At 61.6% G+C, this 22,008-nt stretch carries 19 protein-coding genes; 12 read left to right on the top strand and 7 right to left on the bottom strand.

What is annotated here, in order from left to right; translation table 11 throughout:
• Positions 1–129: 129 nt before the first annotated feature.
• Positions 130–669: a Pycsar system effector family protein gene (locus tag QA644_RS10135; protein ID WP_283072235.1), complete on the top strand. Its 540-nt coding sequence runs from the start codon at positions 130–132 to the stop codon at positions 667–669.
• A 509-nt stretch (positions 670–1,178) separates the two neighbouring features.
• Here QA644_RS10135 and QA644_RS10130 read toward each other — a convergent pair.
• The 3 genes from QA644_RS10130 to QA644_RS10120 all read right to left on the bottom strand — a co-directional run bounded on the left by QA644_RS10130 (position 1,179) and on the right by QA644_RS10120 (position 2,693).
• Positions 1,179–1,883, bottom strand: coding sequence for a substrate-binding domain-containing protein (locus QA644_RS10130; protein ID WP_283072234.1), 705 nt, complete (start codon positions 1,881–1,883; stop codon positions 1,179–1,181).
• Between the two features lie 287 nt (positions 1,884–2,170).
• The gene (locus QA644_RS10125) at positions 2,171–2,341 is read right to left on the bottom strand and encodes a hypothetical protein (RefSeq protein ID WP_283072233.1); all 171 of its coding nucleotides are present in this window, start codon (positions 2,339–2,341) and stop codon (positions 2,171–2,173) included.
• Positions 2,334–2,693, bottom strand: a complete 360-nt coding sequence (locus QA644_RS10120; protein WP_194729884.1) for a VOC family protein — start codon at positions 2,691–2,693, stop codon at positions 2,334–2,336. Before QA644_RS10120 ends, QA644_RS10125 begins: the two co-directional genes overlap by 8 nt.
• A gap of 416 nt (positions 2,694–3,109) precedes the next feature.
• Here QA644_RS10120 and dusA point away from each other — a divergent pair, with 416 nt between their 5' ends.
• A complete protein-coding gene (gene dusA, locus QA644_RS10115) occupies positions 3,110–4,072 on the top strand; it encodes a tRNA dihydrouridine(20/20a) synthase DusA (RefSeq protein WP_283072361.1) in 963 nt (320 codons plus the stop codon).
• Between the two features lie 64 nt (positions 4,073–4,136).
• On the opposite strand, the gene QA644_RS10110 is transcribed toward dusA, so the two are convergent.
• Entirely contained in the window at positions 4,137–4,349 is a 213-nt protein-coding gene (locus tag QA644_RS10110) for a cold-shock protein (protein ID WP_018900054.1), read from the bottom strand.
• A gap of 787 nt (positions 4,350–5,136) precedes the next feature.
• On the opposite strand from QA644_RS10110, the gene QA644_RS10105 reads away from it, so the two are divergent.
• Both QA644_RS10105 and QA644_RS10100 read left to right on the top strand, forming a co-directional pair.
• Complete coding sequence (locus tag QA644_RS10105; protein WP_028739613.1) at positions 5,137–5,742, top strand: J domain-containing protein; 606 nt, start codon at positions 5,137–5,139, stop codon at positions 5,740–5,742.
• Between the two features lie 303 nt (positions 5,743–6,045).
• On the top strand, positions 6,046–7,404 hold the full coding sequence (locus QA644_RS10100) for an IS5 family transposase (RefSeq protein ID WP_283068614.1): 1,359 nt from the start codon (positions 6,046–6,048) through the stop codon (positions 7,402–7,404).
• Between the two features lie 197 nt (positions 7,405–7,601).
• Here QA644_RS10100 and uvrB read toward each other — a convergent pair whose 3' ends face one another.
• Positions 7,602–10,676 (bottom strand): excinuclease ABC subunit UvrB, encoded by a 3,075-nt coding sequence (uvrB, locus tag QA644_RS10095; RefSeq protein WP_283072232.1) that lies wholly within the window; start codon positions 10,674–10,676, stop codon positions 7,602–7,604.
• A 223-nt stretch (positions 10,677–10,899) separates the two neighbouring features.
• Between uvrB and QA644_RS10090 the strand changes: the two genes are divergently transcribed.
• Together QA644_RS10090 and QA644_RS10085 are read left to right on the top strand one after the other, a co-directional pair.
• Positions 10,900–11,559 carry a dihydrofolate reductase family protein gene (locus QA644_RS10090; protein ID WP_283072231.1) on the top strand — a complete coding sequence of 220 codons (660 nt, stop codon included), beginning with the start codon at positions 10,900–10,902 and terminating at the stop codon, positions 11,557–11,559.
• 187 nt (positions 11,560–11,746) lie between these two features.
• Positions 11,747–12,997, top strand: coding sequence for an MFS transporter (locus QA644_RS10085; RefSeq protein WP_239598458.1), 1,251 nt, complete (start codon positions 11,747–11,749; stop codon positions 12,995–12,997).
• A 249-nt stretch (positions 12,998–13,246) separates the two neighbouring features.
• On the opposite strand, the gene QA644_RS10080 is transcribed toward QA644_RS10085, so the two are convergent.
• A complete protein-coding gene (locus QA644_RS10080) occupies positions 13,247–13,555 on the bottom strand; it encodes a transposase (RefSeq protein ID WP_283072129.1) in 309 nt (102 codons plus the stop codon).
• 182 nt (positions 13,556–13,737) lie between these two features.
• On the opposite strand from QA644_RS10080, the gene QA644_RS10075 reads away from it, so the two are divergent.
• From QA644_RS10075 to QA644_RS10055, 5 genes are all read left to right on the top strand, one after another.
• Complete coding sequence (locus QA644_RS10075) at positions 13,738–14,985, top strand: transposase (protein WP_283072230.1); 1,248 nt, start codon at positions 13,738–13,740, stop codon at positions 14,983–14,985.
• 286 nt (positions 14,986–15,271) lie between these two features.
• Positions 15,272–15,655 carry a YciI family protein gene (locus QA644_RS10070; RefSeq protein WP_194729877.1) on the top strand — a complete coding sequence of 128 codons (384 nt, stop codon included), beginning with the start codon at positions 15,272–15,274 and terminating at the stop codon, positions 15,653–15,655.
• Between the two features lie 142 nt (positions 15,656–15,797).
• Positions 15,798–16,151: a DMT family protein gene (locus QA644_RS10065; protein WP_283072229.1), complete on the top strand. Its 354-nt coding sequence runs from the start codon at positions 15,798–15,800 to the stop codon at positions 16,149–16,151.
• Between the two features lie 110 nt (positions 16,152–16,261).
• Positions 16,262–17,785: a DUF1800 domain-containing protein gene (locus tag QA644_RS10060; RefSeq protein WP_283072228.1), complete on the top strand. Its 1,524-nt coding sequence runs from the start codon at positions 16,262–16,264 to the stop codon at positions 17,783–17,785.
• A gap of 9 nt (positions 17,786–17,794) precedes the next feature.
• The gene (locus tag QA644_RS10055) at positions 17,795–18,967 is read left to right on the top strand and encodes a DUF1501 domain-containing protein (protein WP_283072227.1); all 1,173 of its coding nucleotides are present in this window, start codon (positions 17,795–17,797) and stop codon (positions 18,965–18,967) included.
• Positions 18,968–19,148: 181 nt separating this feature from the next.
• Here the strand turns inward: QA644_RS10055 and QA644_RS10050 are convergent, their stop codons facing one another.
• Positions 19,149–21,155 carry an ABC transporter ATP-binding protein/permease gene (locus tag QA644_RS10050; protein WP_283072360.1) on the bottom strand — a complete coding sequence of 669 codons (2,007 nt, stop codon included), beginning with the start codon at positions 21,153–21,155 and terminating at the stop codon, positions 19,149–19,151.
• A gap of 476 nt (positions 21,156–21,631) precedes the next feature.
• On the opposite strand from QA644_RS10050, the gene QA644_RS10045 reads away from it, so the two are divergent.
• A complete protein-coding gene (locus QA644_RS10045; protein ID WP_027509547.1) occupies positions 21,632–21,958 on the top strand; it encodes a GYD domain-containing protein in 327 nt (108 codons plus the stop codon).
• Positions 21,959–22,008: the final 50 nt, after the last annotated feature.

The following is a 22,008-nucleotide window of genomic DNA, read 5'->3' as shown; positions in this document are numbered from 1 at the left end:
GAATCTACCCCTCATGTCTAAAGCGTTTGTCGATATGAAGTTGAAAAGTCAAGATGCGCTGCATCCGCGCTATTGCTTTGGCTGTGAAGTGTAATATCACGGAAACACTTTTGGGCTGGAGTTGAGAACGTGACGGATTTTGAAAGTGCGGCAGAGCTTATGAGGAGTGGGCCTTCGACGGAGGACATCGGCGCAGAGTATTTTGATCATATAAAGAAAATCAACGATATCTTTTACGACCAGATCAAGATTTCTGACCAGAAAGCCGCGTATATCTTTACTTTTATGCTCGCATTTTTGGTGAGTTCAAGCGATGTACGCAACGTATTTACCTTAGAGCGCTATGTGAACGGTTATCATCAAAGCATGTTTTTCTCGGGATTGCTTGCCGCGGCCTCGGTCTTTTCAATCATATCGGCCATCCTCGTAGTGCTGCCGCGCCACGTGAACAAGTCGACCTCCCTGTTCTGGGGCTCCTGGGGCAAGCACCGCCATCGCTTCTGGGATGCGGCGCAGCGCCGGGACGAGGTCTATCTATTCAACGAGTACCTGAATAATGCCGATATTCTCTCGGCCATCGCGCGTGGAAAGTACCGCTGCGTGACCTTCGCCTTCCGCGGGCTGATGGTCACCGTGATCGCCTATGTGCTCCTGCTCATTGCGGCTTGAGCGATGCAGCTGCGGCGCAAGCCGGCCTTGGACCTATTTCTTCGCTATAAGCCCTCGTCCCGCCCGAGCTAAGCTCACCATGCTCCGGTTCGGAGCAACGGGGCGACAGCGAAAAGGCGGTAAGATCTCTGTGGCGGACCGCAAGCGGCATTATTCCAATGGCCCGTGTATCGCACTTGCGCCCATGATCGACTAGACTGGGAGCGACATGGCGGCGGAAGCCCGCGGCTCCATAAGATCAAATTAGGCAGCTCTGGCAATTCGCCGGAGCATCATAAAAACCCGTTGCCTGAGAGATCCTTGAACCGGTCTTCACAGTGGACATCATACGTCTCAATAGTTCACGCAGCCTGATCGTGAGGCGCTTTACGCGACTTGTCCATACGCGACGCACCTGGCGGATGGGCAGTGGGCGCTGATCGCGCCGATGCTTCCAAAAGCCGAGCCCGGGGGCGGCGGCGTTTACTTCCTGCTTGCCGGTTTCTGCCGCACGACCTGCCACCGTTCTATCAAACACGCTTTGAGTGGCGCTCGACGCCCATTGCCACCAAGATGTCATCAACGGCTGTCGACATCAGAAATTCCGACAGCTGCTTGGCAGCTTCTGCGTCCGTTGAATCGGCGCTAATTCCAATGGCGAAGTCAACGTAACTTTGGAGTTCTGCCGGAAACCGACCGACAAGTATGACCTGGGGAGCGGCTGCAAGAATCGAAGTCACGGGAACGACCGCCAGCTCGGCTTCCCCACGGCCTACGGCCGACGCTGTCTGCCCACCTGGTACGGCCACCAGCTTGGGCTTTACCTCATCCGCTATTCCCAAGCGTTCCAGCAAACCGGAGAAGTAGCCACCGCTGGTTCCTTCACTGGCGTAGGCGATTGATCTGGCGCTCTTCAACGCATGTTCGAATGCTCCTACGGACCCAATGTTGAGCGGTCGACTGCCTGCCTTGGCCGCCACCCCCATTGCTATCCGGCCGAACGCTACCTGGCTTCCCGCCTTGACTTTTCCCAAGGCGGTCAGATCCTGAACCAGGTTCGGATTGATGATGACGAGGTCAAAAGGTTCCCCAGCTTCAATCTGCTTCTTTACCGTCGGATTGAGCTCCCACTTGACTGCAACTGTCAATCCTGTGGCCGTTTCGAACTGGGATATGAGAGCGAGGACGGCGGGTCGGACCGCAATAGCGCCAAAAAGCCGGATTTCCTGATTCATGGCCTAACCTGAAATCGGTCGAAATGATCTTCCTTACAATGCGTAGCCAGCCCGCGTTCCACGGCTGCCCGCCAATCTATGTTCAGCGTCCATCGTGTCGGCCTCCGAAACAAACCGACACCCAATGAATCAATACCAGAGTCATGCTGGGAATGCACTTCTCAAGCACGCTCAAAGAGAGGGGAAAGGCGCGCCCAAGCCGCAATTGGCGGTGCATTCGATCTAACCTTGACCGGCGGCCACCCAGCATTCAGTGCCGAACGCAGTTGCAGATGATCTCTCGAACTTCATGATCTCTCGTCATTGGCCTCGACCGCAATGGCGACCGCATCGAGTGCCGAGTTCCGTCCGTGCCGCGCCAGCAGCGAGGGCACTAGCAGATCGCAGTTCCGGCGAGCCTCGATCTTTCGGCCGGCAAGATCGCGCGCAATGAGCCAGCCTTCATCGCGGTCATGCAAGCGGATAGGGCCGCGAGGGCGGCGTCGCTAGCGTGAGCAGGTTGCCGTCAGGATCACGCACCTGCGCCAGCGTCGAGTAGTCGCCCTCAATGTCGTCCCCGAGCACGATCCCCACGCCCTGCAGCCTGCGGCGCTCGGCCGCGACATCGTCGACGACAAGGAACATCACGCCCCTGCCGGCGATCTCGTCGTCGGTTGAAAGCGCTAACCCGCCCTGATTAAAGAGCTCCCACTGCACCAGCGTGTCCATTGGCCGATAATCCGGTCCACGACCGAGCAGCTTCGTATACCAGCCTTCGGCCGCCGCAAGGTCTGCGGTGAGCAATGCGGTGTAGATCTTCTGCAGGTTCATTTGTTCTTCTCCGGGCCAAACTCGGCGTGAAACGCTGGCCGACCAGCAAGGTTGCCGTGACATCTGGAGCGCGACGCGGGCGGCCGCCCCGTTTCAATGAGAAAGCGTGACGTATAGTGTCAAAGAACGGCCGAAAAAGCGAGCTGCTTTGAATGCAGACGCGGGCAACTATTCTTTAGTTCGGCTTCAAAAAAGCGGCCCTGTATCAGCGCAGGCTCGGGTTGATAGTGATGGCTACCGGCGCCATTAGAGTGCTACAAAACCTCCTGCAAGTGCTACGCCGTAGCATTGGCATGTCAAAACGGGCGCAAAAGGCAGAAAACGAGATCGAACGAGACATGACGGAACTCACCAGAAGGCCTGCAACACAAGGAAAATCCCACTATTCCAATGGCCTTGTGCTCGCGGTTGCACCCATGATCGACTGGACCGATCGCCATTGCCGGTATTTCCACCGGCAGATCAGCCGGAATGCTTTGCTCTATACCGAAATGGTCGTGGCGGACGCGATCATTCACGGGCCGCGGGAGAGGCTGCTGTCGTTTGATAGCGACGAGCATCCGGTGGCGCTGCAGCTCGGCGGATCGGATCCGGTGAAACTTGCCGAGGCGCTGCGGATCGCCGGGCCCTACGGCTACGACGAGATCAACCTCAATGTCGGCTGTCCTTCGGACCGGGTGCAGTCGGGAACCTTCGGGGCCTGCCTGATGCTGACGCCGGAGGTGGTGGCGGATTGCGTTAAGGCCATGAAGGCAGTCTCCAAGGTACCGGTCACGGTAAAGTGCCGGATCGGCGTGGACGAGCAGGAGCCGGAAGAGGCACTGCCGGAACTGTTGGCGCGGGTGCTGGACGCAGGCGCCGATGCCGTGTGGATCCATGCGCGCAAGGCCTGGCTCAAAGGGCTGAGCCCGAAGGAGAACCGCGAGATCCCGCCGCTCGACTACGGCATCGTCTACCGCATGAAGGAGCGGTGGCCGGAGGTCTTTATCGGTATCAACGGCGGCATCCAGACGCTGGACGAGGCAGCGGCGCATCTGGAGCATGTCGACGGCGTGATGCTGGGGCGGGCAGCCTATCAGAATGCGGGGATCCTGGCGGATCTCGATCACCGCTTCTTCGGCGCGCCGGCGGCCAAGCCGGACTGGGACGGGCTGCGCGACCGCATGATGGCCTATGCCGTGCGGCATATCGAAAGCGGCGGGCGGCTGCAGCATGTGGCGCGGCATATGGTCGGGCTCTTCACCGGGCTGCCGGGCGCCAGGCGCTACCGGCAGATTCTGTCGAGCGATGCGGCAAAGGCAGGTGCCGGGCCGGAGGTGATCGCGGCGGCGTTTGCGGCGGTGGATTTTTCCGGTGCCAAGGAGGCGCTGAGCGCCTGAGGCCCAAAGCAAAAACGGCGCCCGGGAGGCGCCGTTCTCATTCCTGCCGTGGCAGAAGCTAAAATCAGTTGGCCGAGATGTTGACGGCCTTCGGGCCCTTGCCCATGCGGTCCGGCTCGGTGTCGAAAGTGACCTGCTGGCCTTCGCGCAGCGACTGGATGCCGGATGCCTGGAGAGCGGAGATGTGGACGAATACGTCCTTTGCACCGCCGTCAGGAGTGATGAAACCAAAACCCTTGTCCTGGTTGAAGAATTTTACGACGCCTTTGGTGGCCATGTGGGATAGTCCTTTTCCCTTAGTCTGTCTGGTATCCGCGCCCCCGAGAGGAAGCGGACGGCTTTAGCTTTCGTCCCGTTAGACCGGAACGAAGGGTCAGTCGGAGAAGTCACGTACGGGGAAAGAACGTCTACGCAGGCGGGGGTTACCCGCGCCGCCTTCCGTAACGGAAGGCTTTACCACATCTGTCCAGTCACCGGCATGCTAATGCCCGAGTGCTGCAATTGGTGACAGCATTTCGGGAAAAAAGCAAGCGGCAATATTGTGGCATGCGCTGATGCAAGCCCGGAAACGCCAAAGATTCAAACACTTGACGAAATGTTACCTTTCAAAGTGCGGCCTGTGTCATTTTCGGATTCCGTACCGGAACGGGACCGTGCCACCCTTCCTCTGCAGCGATATCGACCGCCGCCTTGCACCCTGCGGTTCCGTACCCGCCGCCATCTGCCGCGCGCCTCATTCCCTGTGTTTTTCAGAGCAATCCAACCACGGCGCGTCGGCGCCATGCCGACGCCGTGAGTGACTGTCTTACAGTGTGAATGAGCCTCCCGCGCCATGGACATGGCGCCGCTGGATCCCTGTGACAGGCATAGGGATGAGGGATGGCCGCCGAAATTGGCTCATCGAAGCGCTCGTGCGCCCCAGTGAATTCACATGCCGCTCCACAATTTCGTCCCGACTGGACCCGAATATGGCGGGCGCGGGTGCTTCGGGCTTGATGCCGGAGGGCCGAGGGGGTAGGTCACGGGTGTGGGGACAGGTGAATGCTAAAGGACAGGTGGGCGGTTTGATCGATCCCTATATTTTGCTCGGACTTGACCGCGACGCCGGCGAGCAGGCGATCCGCAGCGCCTGGCGCAAGGCCGCCAAGACCGCGCATCCCGACTCGGGCGGCGATGCGGAGCATTTCGGCCGGTTGCAGACCGCCTACGAACTCTTGAAGGACCCGGTGCGCCGCCGCGTCTACGACGACACCGGCTACGATCCGCAGCTTGCCGACCCCAAGGACCTCGAAGGCGTGCTGATGCTGGAAAAGCTCGTCAACGACGTCATCCTCGACGAGCGTGAGCCCGGCAGCTTCGACGCGGTGGCGGCCATGCGCAGAAAACTCTCCGACGACATCGTCAAGAACCGCTTCCACATCCTGGAGCTGGAGCGCCACCGCAACCGCGTGCGCCAGCACATCGACCGCCTCGGCCGTCGCCCGGAAACCGACGTGCTCGGCTCCATGCTGCGCGCGCGCAGCCAGTCGATCACCGACGCCATCCGCAAGGCGGAAGGCCAGATCGAGGCGATAGAGCATGCCTATCAGATGCTCGAGGGGTATTCCTATGAGGTGGAAATGGTGGCGATGGTGACCGTAACGGAGCGGCGGGGGGAGGCTGCGGAGTAGGGGCGCTCCACAGCTCTCGGTCATCCTCGAGCTTGACCCGAGGATCCATGCTAACGCCCAATTCTGGATATCGATCCTCGCAGGCGCATCGCAGGCATGAGGATACGGATCATATGCGCGCATTAGTCGGCCGTGAAGAACTCGGAAGCCGCTGATTTGACGTAAGAATTGAATGATCTGCAGATCTTATAGTTGCAGGAAACAGCCGCCGAACAGGCTGTTTCCTTGCAAAATCAGTTTGAGGTTTCCCTGGCTGGCGAAGCGTGATTCACTGGGTTATCGCGGTGAATCGGAGAGCCAGGCATGGGCAAACCACGTGAACGGCGCGAAACGGGTGAACAGGATCTATTCCGATCCCGGCTCGACCAGATCATCAACATGAAGCACGAACTGGTGCGTCTGGCGCAGGCCATTGACTGGTCAGTGCTGGAAGCCCGTTTTGGTGATGTCTATTCGGACGGAGCGGGCATGCCGCCATTGCCGACGCGGCTCATGGCGGGGCTGGCCATTCTCAAGCACACGTTCAACCTGTCGGACGAGGCCCTGTGCGAGCGCTGGGTGGAGAACCCCTATTTTCAGTACCTGTGCGGCGAGGAGTTCTTCCGGCACGAACTATCGTTCGACCGCTCCTCGATGACGCGCTGGCGGCAGCGCATGGGCGAGGAGCGGATCGCCGCGCTCTTGCAGGAGAGCCTGGCAGTGGCAGTCAAGACAGGCGCGATGAAGCCACAGGATACGCGGCAAGTGATCGTGGACACGACCGTTCAACCGAAGAACGTCATGTTCCCGACGGATGCCAAGCTTATTCACCGGGCGCGCGAACGGCTGGTGCGGCTGGCGAAGAAAATGGGGCTCGACCTGCGCCAGACCTATGTTCGGCTCGGTAAATTCGCCCTGATCCAGCATCAGCGCTATGCTCATGCGAAGCAATTCAAACGGGCTGGCAAGGCGCTGCGCAAGTTGAAGACCTATCTCGGTCGGACCGTTCGCGACATCGAGCGTCAGATCGCGGGCGACGAACAACTCGACGCGATCTTCAAATGGCCGGTCTATCAGGCAAAAACGGTCATGGAACAGCGGCAACGTCAGCATGGCCGCAAGATCTACAGCCTGCATGCCGACGAGGTCGAGTGCATTGGTAAAGGCAAGGCGCACAAGCCCTATGAGTTCGGGGTGAAGGTGTCCGTGGCCACAACACTGAACCGTTCAAAGGGCGGGCAGTTCGCGCTGCACGCGACGGCGCTGCCCGGCAATCCCTACGACGGCCACACGCTCGCGACCGTCATTCCGGATATGGAAAAGATGATCGGCAACGAGCTCTCCCGCATTCTGGCCGATGCTGGATACCGCGGCCATAATGCTCCCGAAAGTCACAAGCTGAGGGTCTTCACCAGCGGCCAGAAGCGCCGCCTCACGCCCGCCATCAAACGCCAGATGCGGCGACGATCGGCGGTCGAGCCCGTCATCGGACACCTCAAGAGCGAACACAGAATGGAGCGGAATTATTTCGCTGGCGAACAGGGTGATGCCGTCAATGCCGTTCTGGCGGCCGCCGGATACAACTTCTCCCTCCTGCTGCGATGGTTCAGGCAGCTTTTGTGTCTGTTAGCCGCACTACTCTTCCCGTTCCAGAGCCGACCAAAGCGGTATCTCCCTGCCTGAAAACGAGTTCTTCACGATCGACGCATTATGGACCGTCGGTCGGAAGCTGCTTTCGCATGTCGTGATCGACAACGACTTCCGACCAGGTGCTGCACATCGATCAGTGGCTTGGCTGAAGGGTGCATAGAAAAAGGGTCATTCACCGCGCCGACGCCCGGTGGCTGGATCCCGGACCGAACCCGGGATGGGGAGGAAGTTCAGTGGCCCGGACGCCCGGTCTTGCCCTTCGTCCGGCCCTTGCGCTTCTGATCCGCAGGGTCCTCGTAGGAGCCGGCGCCCGTTTTGCCGCGGACGAGGGGGCGGGGGTCGTCACTGGATCCTCGGGTCAAGCCCGAGGATGACGGCGAGGAGGGCGCGTCGGCGCGTTCCGGCTGGCCTTCTTCCAGCGGTGAGAAGGGCTTCGTGCTCTTCGCGGCATCCGGCTTTATCGGCAGCTTGCCGGTGACCGGTTTTTCGGTGCGGCCGACGGTCATTTCGTCGAGGGTGTTTTTGCGGAAAAGGGGCTTCCTCGCGGGTTCGGCGATGTCGCGGCCCATTTCATCCAGATCGGGCTTGCGGAAGAGCGGTATTGCGGTGTCGGTGCCGGGTCCCATGTCGTCGAGGCTGGGTTTGGCGAAGGAGGAGGTTCCACGCCCGCCCTCGTGGTTCGAGACGGTCCTTTGAGCCTCCTCACCATGAGGGCTTCTGCTGGCGCCAGTTGCGGCACGGCTTGCTCCACCCCCATGCTGAGGCGCGGAGGTCGAAGACCGGAGCCTCGAAGCATCCTTACGTCCGCCCTCCATCGCCCTTGACTCCTCGCGGGCCATCGGGTCGTCCATGACCGCCAGCTCGGCGGCCTTGAGGCGCTTGATTTCATCGCGGAGGCGGGCGGCTTTTTCGAAATCGAGGTCGGCGGCAGCGTCGCGCATCTGTTTTTCCAGCGCGTTGAGATGAGCAGCCAAGTTGTTGCCGACGAGGTTGCCGCCGTCGGCAAAACCCTTGCCGGAGACGCCGGAGATGTCGGCGCGGACGTGGTCGCGTTCGTAGACCGAATCGAGGATATCGGAGATGCGGGCCTTCACCGATTCCGGGGTGATGCCGTGTTCCTCGTTGTAGACCACCTGCTTTTCGCGGCGGCGGCTGGTTTCCTCCATGGCGCGCTTCATCGAGCCGGTGACGGTGTCGGCATAGAGGATGACCTTGCCGTCGACGTTGCGCGCGGCGCGGCCGATCGTCTGGATCAGCGAGGTTTCGGAGCGCAGGAATCCCTCCTTGTCTGCGTCGAGGATGGCGACGAAGCCGCATTCGGGGATATCGAGGCCCTCGCGCAAAAGGTTGATGCCGACCAGCACGTCGAAGGCGCCGAGGCGCAGGTCGCGGATGATCTCGATGCGCTCAAGCGTATCGATGTCGGAATGCATGTAGCGGACACGCACGCCCTGCTCATGCAGGTATTCGGTGAGGTCCTCGGCCATGCGCTTGGTAAGTACTGTGACGAGGGTGCGGTAGCCCTTGGCGGCAGTCTCGCGGATTTCGCCGAGCACGTCGTCGACCTGGGAGCGGGCGGAGCGGACTTCCACCGGCGGGTCTATGAGGCCGGTCGGGCGGATGACCTGTTCGGCGAAGACGCCGCCGGCCTGCTCCATCTCCCAGCTGCCCGGTGTGGCGGAGACAGCGACGGTGTCCGGGCGCATCGCATCCCATTCCTCGAAGCGCAGCGGGCGGTTGTCCATGCAGGACGGCAGGCGGAAGCCGTATTCGGCGAGCGTCGCCTTGCGGCGGAAGTCGCCGCGGTACATGCCGCCGATCTGCGGCACGGTGACGTGGCTCTCGTCGATGAAGAGCAGGGCGTTGTCAGGGATGTATTCGAAGAGGGTGGGCGGCGGCTCGCCGGGGGCGCGGCCGGTCAGGTAGCGCGAATAGTTCTCGATGCCGGCGCAGGAGCCGGTGGCCTCCAGCATCTCGATGTCGTAGCGGGTGCGCTGCTCCAGGCGCTGGGCCTCCAGCAGGCGGCCGGCCTTTTCCAGCTCGGCGAGGCGGAGCCTCAGCTCCTCCTTGATCGCCTTGATGGCGCCGTTGAGGGTGGGGCGTGGTGTGACATAGTGCGAATTGGCGTAGATCTTGACCGATTTCAGGTCGCCGGTCTTCTGGCCAGTCAGCGGGTCGAACTCGGTGATGGCGTCGATCTCGTCGCCGAACATGCTTATGCGCCAGGCAGCATCTTCGAGGTGCGCCGGGAAGAGCTCGATCGTGTCGCCCCGGACCCGGAACGAGCCGCGCTGGAAATCCATGTCGCGGCGCTTGTATTGCTGGGCGACGAGATCGGCGAGCAGCTGGCGCTGGTCGAGACGGTCACCGACCGACATCTGGAAGGTCATGGCGGTGTAGGTCTCGACCGAGCCGATACCGTAGATGCAGGAGACGGAGGCGACGATGATGCAGTCGTCGCGCTCCAGCAGCGAGCGTGTCGCCGAGTGGCGCATGCGGTCGATCTGCTCGTTGATCGAGGATTCCTTCTCGATATAGGTGTCGGAGCGCGGGACGTAGGCCTCCGGCTGGTAGTAGTCGTAGTAGGAGACGAAATATTCGACGGCGTTGTCCGGGAAGAAGTTCTTGAACTCGGAATAGAGCTGGGCGGCGAGCGTCTTGTTCGGCGCCAGGATGACGGCGGGGCGCTGTGTCGCCTCGATCACCTTGGCCATGGTGAAGGTCTTGCCCGAGCCGGTGACGCCGAGCAACACCTGCGAGCGATCGCCGTTTACCAGGCCCTCGACGAGGTCCTTGATGGCGGCCGGCTGGTCGCCGGCGGGCTGGTAGTCAGAAGCCATGCGGATGGTGATTCCGCCTTCGGATTTCTCCGGCCGGGCCGGGCGGTGCGGCGTCCAGATCTTGCCGTTCTTGTGCAGCGGATTGCCGGACTCGATGAGCGCCGAAAGCGCCTCGACCGTGGCCGTGACGGCGGTGCCGGCCGAAAGCTGCGAGGCCTCCTCCAGCGTCGTATCCATGCCGGAGACCGGATTGAGGCCGGCGGCGGCGCGAGTCTTCGGATCGGTCGAACCGCCCATCGAGGTGCCGCGCGCCGATTTCGAGGCGGCGATCTCCACCTTCTTGCGGTGCTTGCCGGCCTTGGAGGCTAACTCGCGCTGCGTCTCGACGCTCGACGCCTCGGCATCGGCCTCGAGCTGCTTCACCCAGTCGGCGACGGAGCCCTCCAATGGAGCGCCTTCAATGGACGACTGCTGGGCTTCCTCGAAGCCATTCGGGGCGGGGGATTTCTTCGTCGATTTGGCCATGCGCGGAATATGGAGAGAGTCAGCGCTAAAGGGAAGAGGCAAAGAGTACAAAAGGGAAACGAATGAATCGTTCGGATTTGGTGAATAGTGCCGATCAATTTTTCCCCGGGCCATTTTTTCCCGGCCGTTGTCGGCGCGGACAACTGCCCCACGTCCTTGGCATGTAACGGGGGCATGTACCGGGGGCATCTAACGGCCACTGGCGCCACTAAGGAGAGCAGATATGAGAAAGATCATCACCGGTGCATTTGTCAGTCTCGACGGCGTCATGCAGGCCCCGGGCGGCCCAGACGAAGATCCCGTCGGGGGCTTCAAGTACGGCGGCTGGGTTGCCCCTTATTTCGACGCGGCGATGGGAAAGGCCGTGGGCGATATGTTCGCCCGGCCGTTCGATCTTCTGCTCGGCCGTAAGACATACGATATTTTCGCCGCGCATTGGCCCTATGTCGCTGCCGACGACCCGATCGGCCCGCTGTTCGACCGCATCACCAAATATGTCGCGACCCGCAATCCGGACTTCAAGCTCAGCTGGCAGAACAGCCGGGTGCTCGGGGCCGACGTGGTCGGCGCACTCAGGACGCTGAAAAGCGGGGAGGGGCCGGATCTTCTGACACAGGGCTCGACCGACTTTCTGCAGACCCTGTTCAGAAACGACCTGGTCGATGAAATCAATGTCTTCTTCTTTCCGGTCGTGCTCGGGAAGGGCAAGAAATTGTTCGGCGACGGTGCCTTTGCGGGCGCGCTGAAACTCGTCGGATCGAAGGTCTCCGGATCCGGCGTCACGATCAACAAATACGTCCGCGACGGCGACGTCGTCACCGGCTCATTCGAATTCGAACAGCCGACCGCAGCGGAGCTTGAGCGGCGCAGGAACCTGAGCTGAGGCGAACGGGCGCGGCCGGCCAGGCCGGTGCTTTGTGGCGGTCAAACTGTCGCAGGCGCGGAACAAGGGCAAGAGTGCTGCCGTTGTCCGGCGTTGCCATCCGGCAACCCCGGTTCCGGGCCAACCTCTCTTCGACGGCATCCGGACATTGCCCGCCTCGCCGCCGCTTTCGGACGGAGGAAGCATAATGTCCGCATTGGAAAGCCTGCGCGCGCTCAGCCAGCAGCAGCGCAACACCGTCATTGCCAGCTATCTCGGCTGGACGCTCGATGCCTTCGATTTCTTCATTCTCGTTTTCGTTCTCAAGCATATCGCCGAGGAGTTCCACACCGACGTCCCGGCTGTTTCGGTGGCGATCTTCCTGACGCTTGCGATGCGGGCGGTGGGCGCGCTGATTTTCGGGCTTGCGGCCGACAGGTTCGGGCGGCGCGTGACGCTGATGGCCGACGTGCTGCTCTATTCGCTGTTCGAATTCCTGACCGGATTCTCGACGGGCCTGACCATGTTCCTCGTGCTGCGCGCATTCTACGGCATCGCCATGGGCGGGGAATGGGGCGTCGGCGCCTCGCTGGTCATGGAGACCGTGCCGGAGGAGAGCCGCGGCATCGTCTCCGGCATCCTGCAGGCGGGCTATCCCTCCGGCTATCTCGTCGCCTCGATCGTCTTCTTCCTGCTCTTTCCGGTGATCGGTTGGCGCGGCATGTTCTTCGTCGGAGCGCTGCCGGCGCTTCTCGTGCTCTATATCCGCCGCAATGTCGCCGAAAGCCCGGTCTTCCTGAAGCGGCAGGCGGAGGGACGGCGGCCGTTCCTCACCATCCTCAGGGAAAACATTCCGCTGTTCGTCTGGTCGGTGCTGCTGATGACGGCATTCAACTTTTTGAGCCACGGCACGCAGGACATCTACCCGACCTTCCTGGAAACGCAGCGCAACTACGACAGCTACACGACCGGCGCAATCGCCATCGTCTACAATATCGGCGCGATCTGCGGCGGGCTGTTCTTCGGCCAGCTATCGCAGCGGATCGGACGGAAGCGGGCGATCGTCATCGCCGCGCTGCTTGCCGTGCCCGTTGCGCCGATCTGGGTCCATGCGCCGGGGCCGGTGCTGCTCGCCGTCGGCGCCTTCGTGATGCAGTTCTTCGTGCAGGGCGCCTGGGGCATCGTGCCGGTGCATCTCAACGAGCTGTCGCCCGACGAGGTGCGCGGCACCTTCCCGGGTTTCGCCTACCAGCTCGGCAACCTGCTTGCCTCCGGCAACGCCACGATGCAGGCGGGGCTCGCGGCGCGCTGGAACGGCGACTATGCGACGGCGCTGCTGATCGTCGCCAGCGCGGTGGCGGTAGCCGTCGCGCTTCTTTCCGGCTTCGGCTACGAGAAGAAGAACGTGCGTTTCGGCACGGAGGAGGCCGAAACGCCGCAGGGCGTTTTGCACAGCTGAACGGCGAGGGACCTGGCGCGATGTGCGCCGGGTTCCTCGTCGTCTTGCCATGGGCCCTTCTTAACCGCCCGACGCTAATGTTTTTCGCGCGGAGGTCAGCTATTGCGTCCCACCGGAGGGTTTGATGGCTTCCACCGACAATTTCGCTTTTCTGCTGCCGGTCATGATGCTGACGTTCGGCTGCACGTTCCTGCTCGTCGCCCGGTTCGGATCGCGCGAAGCGCACCACAGCATCGGCCGAAAATCTGGTCACCGTGAACCTCGCGGGATACCCCGGCGTTCAGGCCGGGGAGGAACGCGAGAGCGGCCTTGGGCCGCTTCCCGCTGGGATTTGAGATATTCGGCGATCACCGAGAGCGGTGCGCCGCCACAGCTTGCCGCAAAGGAGGACGGCGACCACAAAACGCCCTTGTAGTAGCGCCCGGTGATTTCCGGGCGGCTCTCGCGCCGACGTCGGCTGGATACGCCTTTGAGGCTGTTGACCAGCTTCGACAGGGCGATCTTCGGAGGGTAATGCACCAGAGGTGAACATGATCGTCCTCGCCGTCGCTCGATCAATTCGGCCTCGAAGTCGCGACACAGCTTGGCGAAGATGCGCCGCAGGTTCGGATTGCCGGTTCTGACAGAACGTCATGGCGGTATTTCGTGACAAAGACCAAATGAAACATGGAGCATGTCGACGAATGCCTGCCGGTGCGATCCACGGTTGCGCTCCTTGGAGCAATTGATAGAATCGTAACATGATCCACCGCGCTTTCCGCTACAAGCTCGCTCCGACCGCCGAACAGGAAGTCCTGTTGCGGCAGTTCGCGGGTGTTGTGCGGCTGGTCTATAATCTGGCGCTGGAGCAGCGCAGGGACTGGTGGCGGCATTACCGGCGGCAGACCGGGAACCGCTTGAACGACATCGCCCAGGCGCGGGAATTGACCGCACTGCGGGCCGCGTTCGACTGGATTGCCGCCGTGCATGTGACGCCCCAGCAGCAGGCCCTGCGCGATCTGGATAAGGCGTATGCTAACTTCTTCGCCGGGCGCGCAGGATATCCCTCGCGCCGCAAGAAGGGCGTGAACGGCGCCTTCCGCTTTCAGGGGCGGGAGATCGAGGTCAAGCGCCTGAACGGCAAGTGGTCCGCCGCGCGCCTTCCCAAGATCGGCTGGGTGAAGTTCCGCGACACGCGGCGCCTGCGTGGCAAGACCATGAATGTGACGGTGAGCCTGGCGGCGAACGGCTGGCACATCGCCTTCGCCTGCGAAATCGACCATGCCGTCCCGCAAAACGATTTGCCCGCCGTGGGGATCGACCGGGGCGTGGCGAACACGCTGACGCTTTCGACCGGGGAGCATTGGTGGATGCCTGCCGGCCTTGCGGAGATCGAGCGCAGGAAGCGCCGGGCCCAGCGCGTTCTGGCGCGGCGCAAGCGCGGGTCGAGCCGCCACGCCAAGGCCCGCCGCCGCGTTGCAGCCTTGCAGGCCCGTGCTGCCCGCATCCGGCAGGATTGGCGGCACAAGGCCAGTCTTGATATCGCCCGTCGCTTCGCAACGGTCGTGCTGGAAGACCTCGCCACGCGCAACATGACGCGCAGCGCCAGGGGAACCGTGGACGCGCCCGCAACCAACGTCTGCCAGAAGGCGGGCCTGAACCGGGCGATCCTCGAACAAGGCTGGCACGGCTTTGAAACCGTGTTGGCCGACAAGCTCGAAGAACGGGGCGGATACCTGTGCAAGGTCGATCCCCGCCACACCTCGCAGACCTGTTCGGCCTGCGCAGCCGTGGACAGGGAAAGCCGCGAAAGCCAAGCGTCTTTCCGCTGTTGCCAATGCGGCTTGCGCGCCCATGCCGACCACAATGCTGCAATCAACATCCTGCGTCGGAACACGGCGTCTATGATCGTGGAGGAAGGGCAGCGGCTCTCCGTTGAAGCGATAACGATCGGCGGAGCTTCGCGCCCCCTCGGAAATCCCCCGCTTGCAAGCGGGGGAAGATGGTAATGTCTTCCTTCAAGCAGGCATGCCAATCCATATCTCACGGCGATTTGGAATAAATCGATCGCAACCTGTCAGTGTCTTATGATCTATTGTTGGGAGGCTTGCGATAGGACGGGTTTTTGGCCACAGGACCGCAGTATTTGAATCGGGCGAACTTGCTCGCCAGGTATCCATCCTATGTAATCAACGCATGCATTCAGTTTCTGGCTTCAGTCGAATCCGCTTGGACTGTGAGGATTTTGTGCGATGACGTTCGAGTGGCGGAAAATGACACAAGGAGGGACATTCCATGCTTTACGCCATCCTGGCCTATCACGAAGAGAAAGTGGTCGAATCCTGGACCAAAGAGGAGGATGCAGCGCTGATGAGCGAACTGCTCCAGGTCAATGATCGCCTCGTCGAGGAGAAGCATTTGGGACCGGCTGCGCGGCTTGGCCCGACGGCGCGCGCCGTGACCTTGCGGGGGACGGGTGCCGGCATGATCACCGACGGGCCCTTTGCTGAAACCAAGGAGCAATTGCTCGGCTTCTACGTCGTGGATTATCCAACGCTTGAGGCAGCCGTCGCCGCAGCGCGCGACCTGCGCCGCGCCAATCCCTCCGCGGTCTATGAAATCCGGCCGATCTCGCTTTATCTCCCTGGTGCGCCACTGGCATCGGAGGACGAGGGTTAGCGCCCGAGCTGTCGGCGGTGGCATTCGCACCGCTATACCGGCGTCTTCGGTGGGGAGGGCTGCGGCATGTCGCCATGGCCCCTTGAGCCATGGCTATTTGGAGATACAAGCTGGCGCAAGTTTTCTCCCATCGGATTCGCCCATGTATTTTTCGCTAAGCCCCGCCGCCGTCTGGCCTGTCGTCATGCTTTTCGCCTCCAACATCTTCATGACCTTTGCCTGGTACGGGCACCTGAAGCACAAGGGCAGTGCGATCGCCCTTGCCATCGTCGCGAGTTGGGGGATTGCCTTCTTCGAATACTGCCTGGCGGTGCCAGCGAACCGTATCGGCTCGGCGGTCTATACGACGGCGCAGTTGAAGACGATGCAGGAGGTGATCACGCTGATGGTCTTCTCCGGTTTTTCGGTTTTCTGGCTTGGCGAGAACCTGACCTGGCATCACGCCATCGGCTTTGCGCTGATCGCCGTCGGCGCCTCCTTCATTTTCGGCGCATGAACGCTACCTTTCTAATGGATTACAAATAGTCCATGTCGGGAAATCTACCGAATTGCTGACGCATTTGGCTGGGAGGCTGTCACCATTCAGTGATCAGGAGGTGACCGGTCATGAGCCTCTCTTTCCAGACGATGGCGGCGATCCGGTTCGGCTATGGATTCCGGCCGGGCGAGGCGCCGCCGCAGAACAAGGATCAACTGCTTGGTCAGGTGAAGGACGCCGCACTGCGCGCGCCGTCTTTTCCGGCCGGCGGCATCGATGGACGCCATCAGCAGATTGTCGATCTGCAGGACCGGCTCCGGGAGCTGCGCCAGAGCGGCAGCGACGATGAGTTGCGCCGGAAAAGGCGCAAAGCGATCCAGAAGCAGGTGCAGCAGGGGTTCGAGCGCGACGCCAACGCGCGGCTCATGCAGGCCGTGCTTTCGCCGAACGGATTCTACGAGCGGCTTGCGACCTTCTGGACCAATCATTTCTCGACGAGCGCGAACAAAAGCCTGCCGATGCGGATGATCGTGCCGCTTTACGAGGCGGAGGCGATCCGGCCCAGTATCGGCGGATCGTTCCGCGACCTGCTGCGGGTCGCGACGGAGCATCCGGCGATGCTCATCTATCTCGATCAGGCGCAATCGCAGGGGCCGGAATCGGCCCGCGGCATGAAGCAGAAGAAGGGTCTCAACGAGAACCTCGGCCGCGAACTGCTGGAACTGCATACGCTGGGTGCGGGCAGTGGCTACACGCAGGCCGACGTGCGCGCCGCGGCGATGGTGCTGACCGGGCTGACGATCGATCGCGAGGAGATGGACGCGGCTTTCCGTCCCGGCATTTCGGAGCCCGGCAGACATACGGTTCTCGGTGTCAGCTATGGCGGCGCGAAACGGTCGCGGAAAGACTATCTGGCGCTGCTTGACGATCTCGCTGTCCATCCGAAGACGGCGCAGCATATCAGCCGCAAGCTCGCGGCTCACTTCATCTCCGATCAGCCGCCGGAGGAGATGGTGACGGCGATGGCGGATGTCTGGAAACGGACGGACGGCGACCTGACGGCCGTTTATGGCGCAATGCTCGACCATCCCGCAGCGTGGCGCGCCGAGGGCGCGAAGGCGCGCCAGCCGTTCGACTATGTAGTGACGGGCTTGCGGGCGCTGAACGCCGGCAGCGGTAACGGTATTGCTGGCGACTTCATGAAGGCCGATCAGGAAGACGACGACGATGTGATGGCGCCGCCGAAGGACATGGCGGGACAGGACAATGCCATGGGCGGCGATGCGGGCGCAATGGCGCCCGATCCTGTCAATGAAGCCAAGTCCAAGCGGCGCAAGGCTTTCCAGACGGAGCGGGCGCTGGGGCAGGGTGCGCTTCGCCGTATGGGCCAGCCGACCTGGCTGCCGCCGAGCCCCGCAGGCTTCGAGGAGAATTTCTCCGCCTGGATAACGGCGAGCCAGCTTGCCGAGCGGCTTGCCTGGGCGCGGCGCGCTTGCGCCCAGTTCGGCAAGGACGAGGATCCGCGCGAATTCCTAAGGTCGACGCTTGCCGATGCGGCGCGCGACGAGACGATCCGCGTGGTTTCGCAGGCGCCGAGCAAGATCAGCGGCCTGACGCTGGTTCTTGCTTCCCCCGAATTCAACCGCCGATAGGAGCTGGTCATGACCGAGATTACGCTTTCCCGCCGCGGCTTTCTCGCTTCCGCCTGTTGCCTTGCTGCCGTTCCGATCTTCACGCCGGTCACCTTCGCCGCCATGCCCGGCGACAGCCGCTTCGTAGCCATCGTGCTGCGCGGCGCGATGGACGGCCTCGACCTCGTGCAGCCCTACGGCGACGCAGCTTTTGCGGCGCTGAGGCCGACGTTGGCGCTGACGCCGGATAAGGGGCTTCTCGACCTCGACGGGCATTTCGGGCTCAATCCGGCGGCGGCCGACCTGATGCCGCTCTGGAAGAGAAGGGAGCTTGCCTTCGTGCATGCGGTTTCGACGCCCTATCGCGACCAGCGCAGCCATTTCGACGGGCAGGACATGCTGGAATCGGGCGGCGAACATGTGGCCGAGGAGAAGACCGGCTGGCTGAACCGGGCGCTTTCGGTGATCCCGCGCTCGGATGCCCGCAAGGCGATCGACGTGAATACCTCGACGGAGCTGATCCTTTCGGGCCCGAACAATGTCGACGTCTGGGCCTCGGATTCCAATCTCGGAACGGCGAAGGACGAGATGCAGTTCCTGATGCGGCTCTATGCCGGCGATCCGGCCTTTGCCAAGGCGATGGAAGAGGCGACGCGCGCGAACAATGCGGCGATGATCACCGAGCCGGACGGCAAGCGCGGCGAGAAGATCGTCGACGTTGCGACGCTCGCCGGCAATATGCTGAAGGGTGACTACCGCATCGCGAGCTTCTCGATCACTGGCTGGGATACGCATGTGGCACAGACTGGGCAGTTCAAACGGCCGGTAGAGGATCTGTCACAGGCGATCAATACACTGAAGGCGACGCTCGGTCCGGAGGTCTGGTCGAAGACCGTGGTGCTGGCGATGACGGAATTTGGCCGCACCGTGCGTCAGAACGGCTCCGGCGGCACCGACCACGGCACCGGCGGCTGCGCGGTGCTGGCGGGCGGGGCGATCCATGGCGGACGCATTCTCGGTAAATGGCCCGGCATTGGCGCCGGCCAACTGCTCGACGACCGCGACCTGATGCCGACGGCCGACGTGCGCGAGATTGCCGCCGCGATGCTCTACCGGCAGTTCGACGTGACGGCCGGGGACCTGACGGGCAAGATTTTCCCCGGATTGAGCTTCGACAAGGGCTCGCAGTTTTTGAAGGCGTGATGAAGGCCGTGCGTTAGGTTGTTAGGAGTCCTTAGCTCCTGCCGGGGTTTGTTGCTGCAATCGATGCCCACGGAGGTATGCCTATTGCCTTCGCTCATGCCTGTGCTTGTCACCGGCATCCAGCCCGCCCCGGCATTGAGCGCAGGGAGGCTCTCTTTGCGCCAACAAAGGAAGGCGGACTTCAATTTCTATTCTGGGGCAGCGCCGCGTTACTCGAGGTCGTGCGTCCTTTCGGTGGGGAGCGCCGGTTCTCCAAAAGGCGCAACAGCAAGTTCCGTTTTCTCTTGCGCTGGACAAGATCAATATCACTGACAAGCTTTGCGCCGCCCTCGCGCCGCTCCAATGTGATCTTGCGGCTATGGAAGGCTTCGAGCTCAGCTCGATGCGCTACGCTTATGATGGTGACCTTCGGCAATTCATAAATCAACATCTCCATCATCTTGTCCTGACTCTTCTCATCGAGTGCTGACGTTGCTTCATCCAACACGATGATATCGGGAGTGTGTAGCAGGAGACGCGCAAAGGCGAGCCGCTGCTTTTCGCCACCCGACAACGTCTGGTCCCATGGCGCGTCCTCCTCGATCTTGTCGTTCAGATAATCAAGTCCCACCTTCTCGAGGGCCGCCTTGATCTCATCCAGCGTCCAGCTATCGGCGGCGCGGGGATAGGCGACTGCACGGCGAAGCGTCCCGGAAGGGATATAGGGCCGTTGCGGTAACATGAACAGTCGTCTGTCGGCGTGGAAATTGACGCTGCCGTCACCCCACGGCCAAAGACCTGCGATGGCCCGCACGAGCGTGCTCTTGCCTGAACCGGATTCTCCGGCTACGAGCACCCGCTCGCCGGGTTCGATCGCGACCTGGGTTTCCTTGACCACGGCAGTGCCGTCGTCAAGCGACACGGAGAGATCGTTCAGGCTGAGCATCGTATCGCCTTCAGTTTCACCGCGCTTGATGCGTCCCAAGGCGTTGCTCTGTTCCGCGCGCTCGAGCCCGTCGAGCGACATCATCAGCGAAGCGATGCGGCGTGCACAGGCGTTCCAATCGGCGAGACGGGGGTAGTTGTCGACCAGCCATCCGAACGCGCTTTGAACGATGGCGAAGGCAGAGGCAGCCTGCATCACCTGTCCAAGGGTCATGCTGCCTTCGAGAAACTTTGGAGCGCAAAGCAAAACCGGCACGACTGGCGCAAACAAGCTCGATCCCTGCGACACAAGCGCTGTGCGCATGTGTTGGCGCGCAAGGAGCGCCCATTGCCTGAGCACCTTGGCGAACGTCTTCTCGACGTCGTTACGCTCCTCCTCTTCACCGCCGAGCAATGCGATACTCTCGCCGTTTTCCCGTACATGCGTCAGCGTGTAGCGAAATTCGGCTTCCGCCTGATTTTTGACCTCAGAGACGTGGACGAAATGGCGGCCGATGACCGCCATCGAGCTCGATGTGATCGCGGCATAGAGTACCGCGGTGATGACAAGGAAGCCAGGAACAGTGACGGTCGAACCTGCGATTGTCAGACTGAGGGCTCCGCCGATGGTCCAAAGCACCACGATGAAGGTCGAGGCAGACAGAAATGCAGAAATGACACCCGCGATGAAGTCGACGGGTGATTCGGTGGCAATCCGCAAATCTTCCGCGACGCGCGCTTCGGGGTTTTTGTGGTCGCCGCCGATGAGGTTCAACTGATAGTAACGGCCGTTTGCGAGCCAGCGCGCGATGACTGCGGTAGTGAGCCAGCAACGCCAGCGGCGCTGAATCGTCATACGAAGGGCGACTTGTGCAACGACAAGGACGACGGTTCCGAGCACCAGTGGCAGGAATACGGCGCTCAGAAAATATACGGTGCGGGCATTGTGTTGCTCTATGGCGTCAAAAATTGCGCGGTTCCAGACATTGATTCCATACTGGAAGCCGACATTGATGCCGATCAGGGTCAATAGCCCGATTGAGCACGGCCAAGCGAGGCTGTCGCCGCCGCGGCCCCGGTAACCGCGCGCGCTGATCCAGAAACGCGTTAGCAAATACCTCTTGCGCGCCTGCTCGGCCTCCTCAGGCGTCAACTCTGTATCGGGTTCGATGACATTTGGGGGCGGTGCGACCTCGACAGTCGATGCCTTCTCTTGGCGCGACGTCTCGGCACCGTGCGGGTTGGTGCCGTCGACCGATTTCGGATTGAATTTAGCGTCGGTCATACGCACGACAACGGCGTAAAAATCAAAAGGTTTCATGATGCCAGTGTCGAACATGGCATCGGAGGGCGTGTCGAGAAATGAGGCGGTCGCCGCTCGAACTCACAAGGCACCGGGACGCCAAGCCACATTGCGCATTTTTCAAGTCGGCATGCGTGGATGCTGAGAAGGGGAGGCTCGGGCACAACGCTGATGTGAGGGGCACCTTCACCACGCCCGGCAAGACAAATGCAAGAACTTGAGCCCTTTCTTCGGCTACCATCCGGTAGGCGTCGGGTACCGCTCCTCCCGTAGTTATGACGTCCTCAATGAATGTAAGGCGGCTTCCCGCGACATCCTGCCCCTCGCTCTCGCGACACGTGCCATACTTTGCCTCTTTGCGAACCAAACAGGCAGGGAGGCCTGTTCCGCACATTGGAAATGACTGGCGTTCTCCCCGGCTTGAGCGTTAACTGTTGTTCTGACGGAGGAGGTAAACCATGGCCATGTATCTCACGCGCTTCAGCTACACGCCCGAGACGTGGGCGCGCATGATCGAAAACCCCGAGGACCGCCGAGAGGCGGCACGTACTTATATCGAATCCGTGGGCGGAAAGCTCCATGGGTTCTGGTACGCCTTTGGCGAGCATGATGGTTGGAATCTGTGGGAGGCGCCTGATAACGTATCGATGGCGGCTGTCGCGCTTGCTATCGGCGCAGGAGGCGCGCTCAGCTCTATTGAGACCACTGTCCTCCTCAGCGTCGAGGATACGATCGAAGCCTTGGAAAAGGCGAAGTCGATTCGATATCGTCCCCCGGCAGCGTAGGCGGCGGCCCAATGCTTCCCATCCATGTTGAAGACGAGTGCTTCGCGCCT

The sequence above is a fragment of the Rhizobium sp. CC1099 genome (genome assembly GCF_029714385.1).
In the GTDB taxonomy this organism is placed as follows: domain Bacteria; phylum Pseudomonadota; class Alphaproteobacteria; order Rhizobiales; family Rhizobiaceae; genus Rhizobium.
Note: the sequence above shows the minus strand (reverse complement) of the source record. Positions and strands in the feature narration are given on the sequence as shown.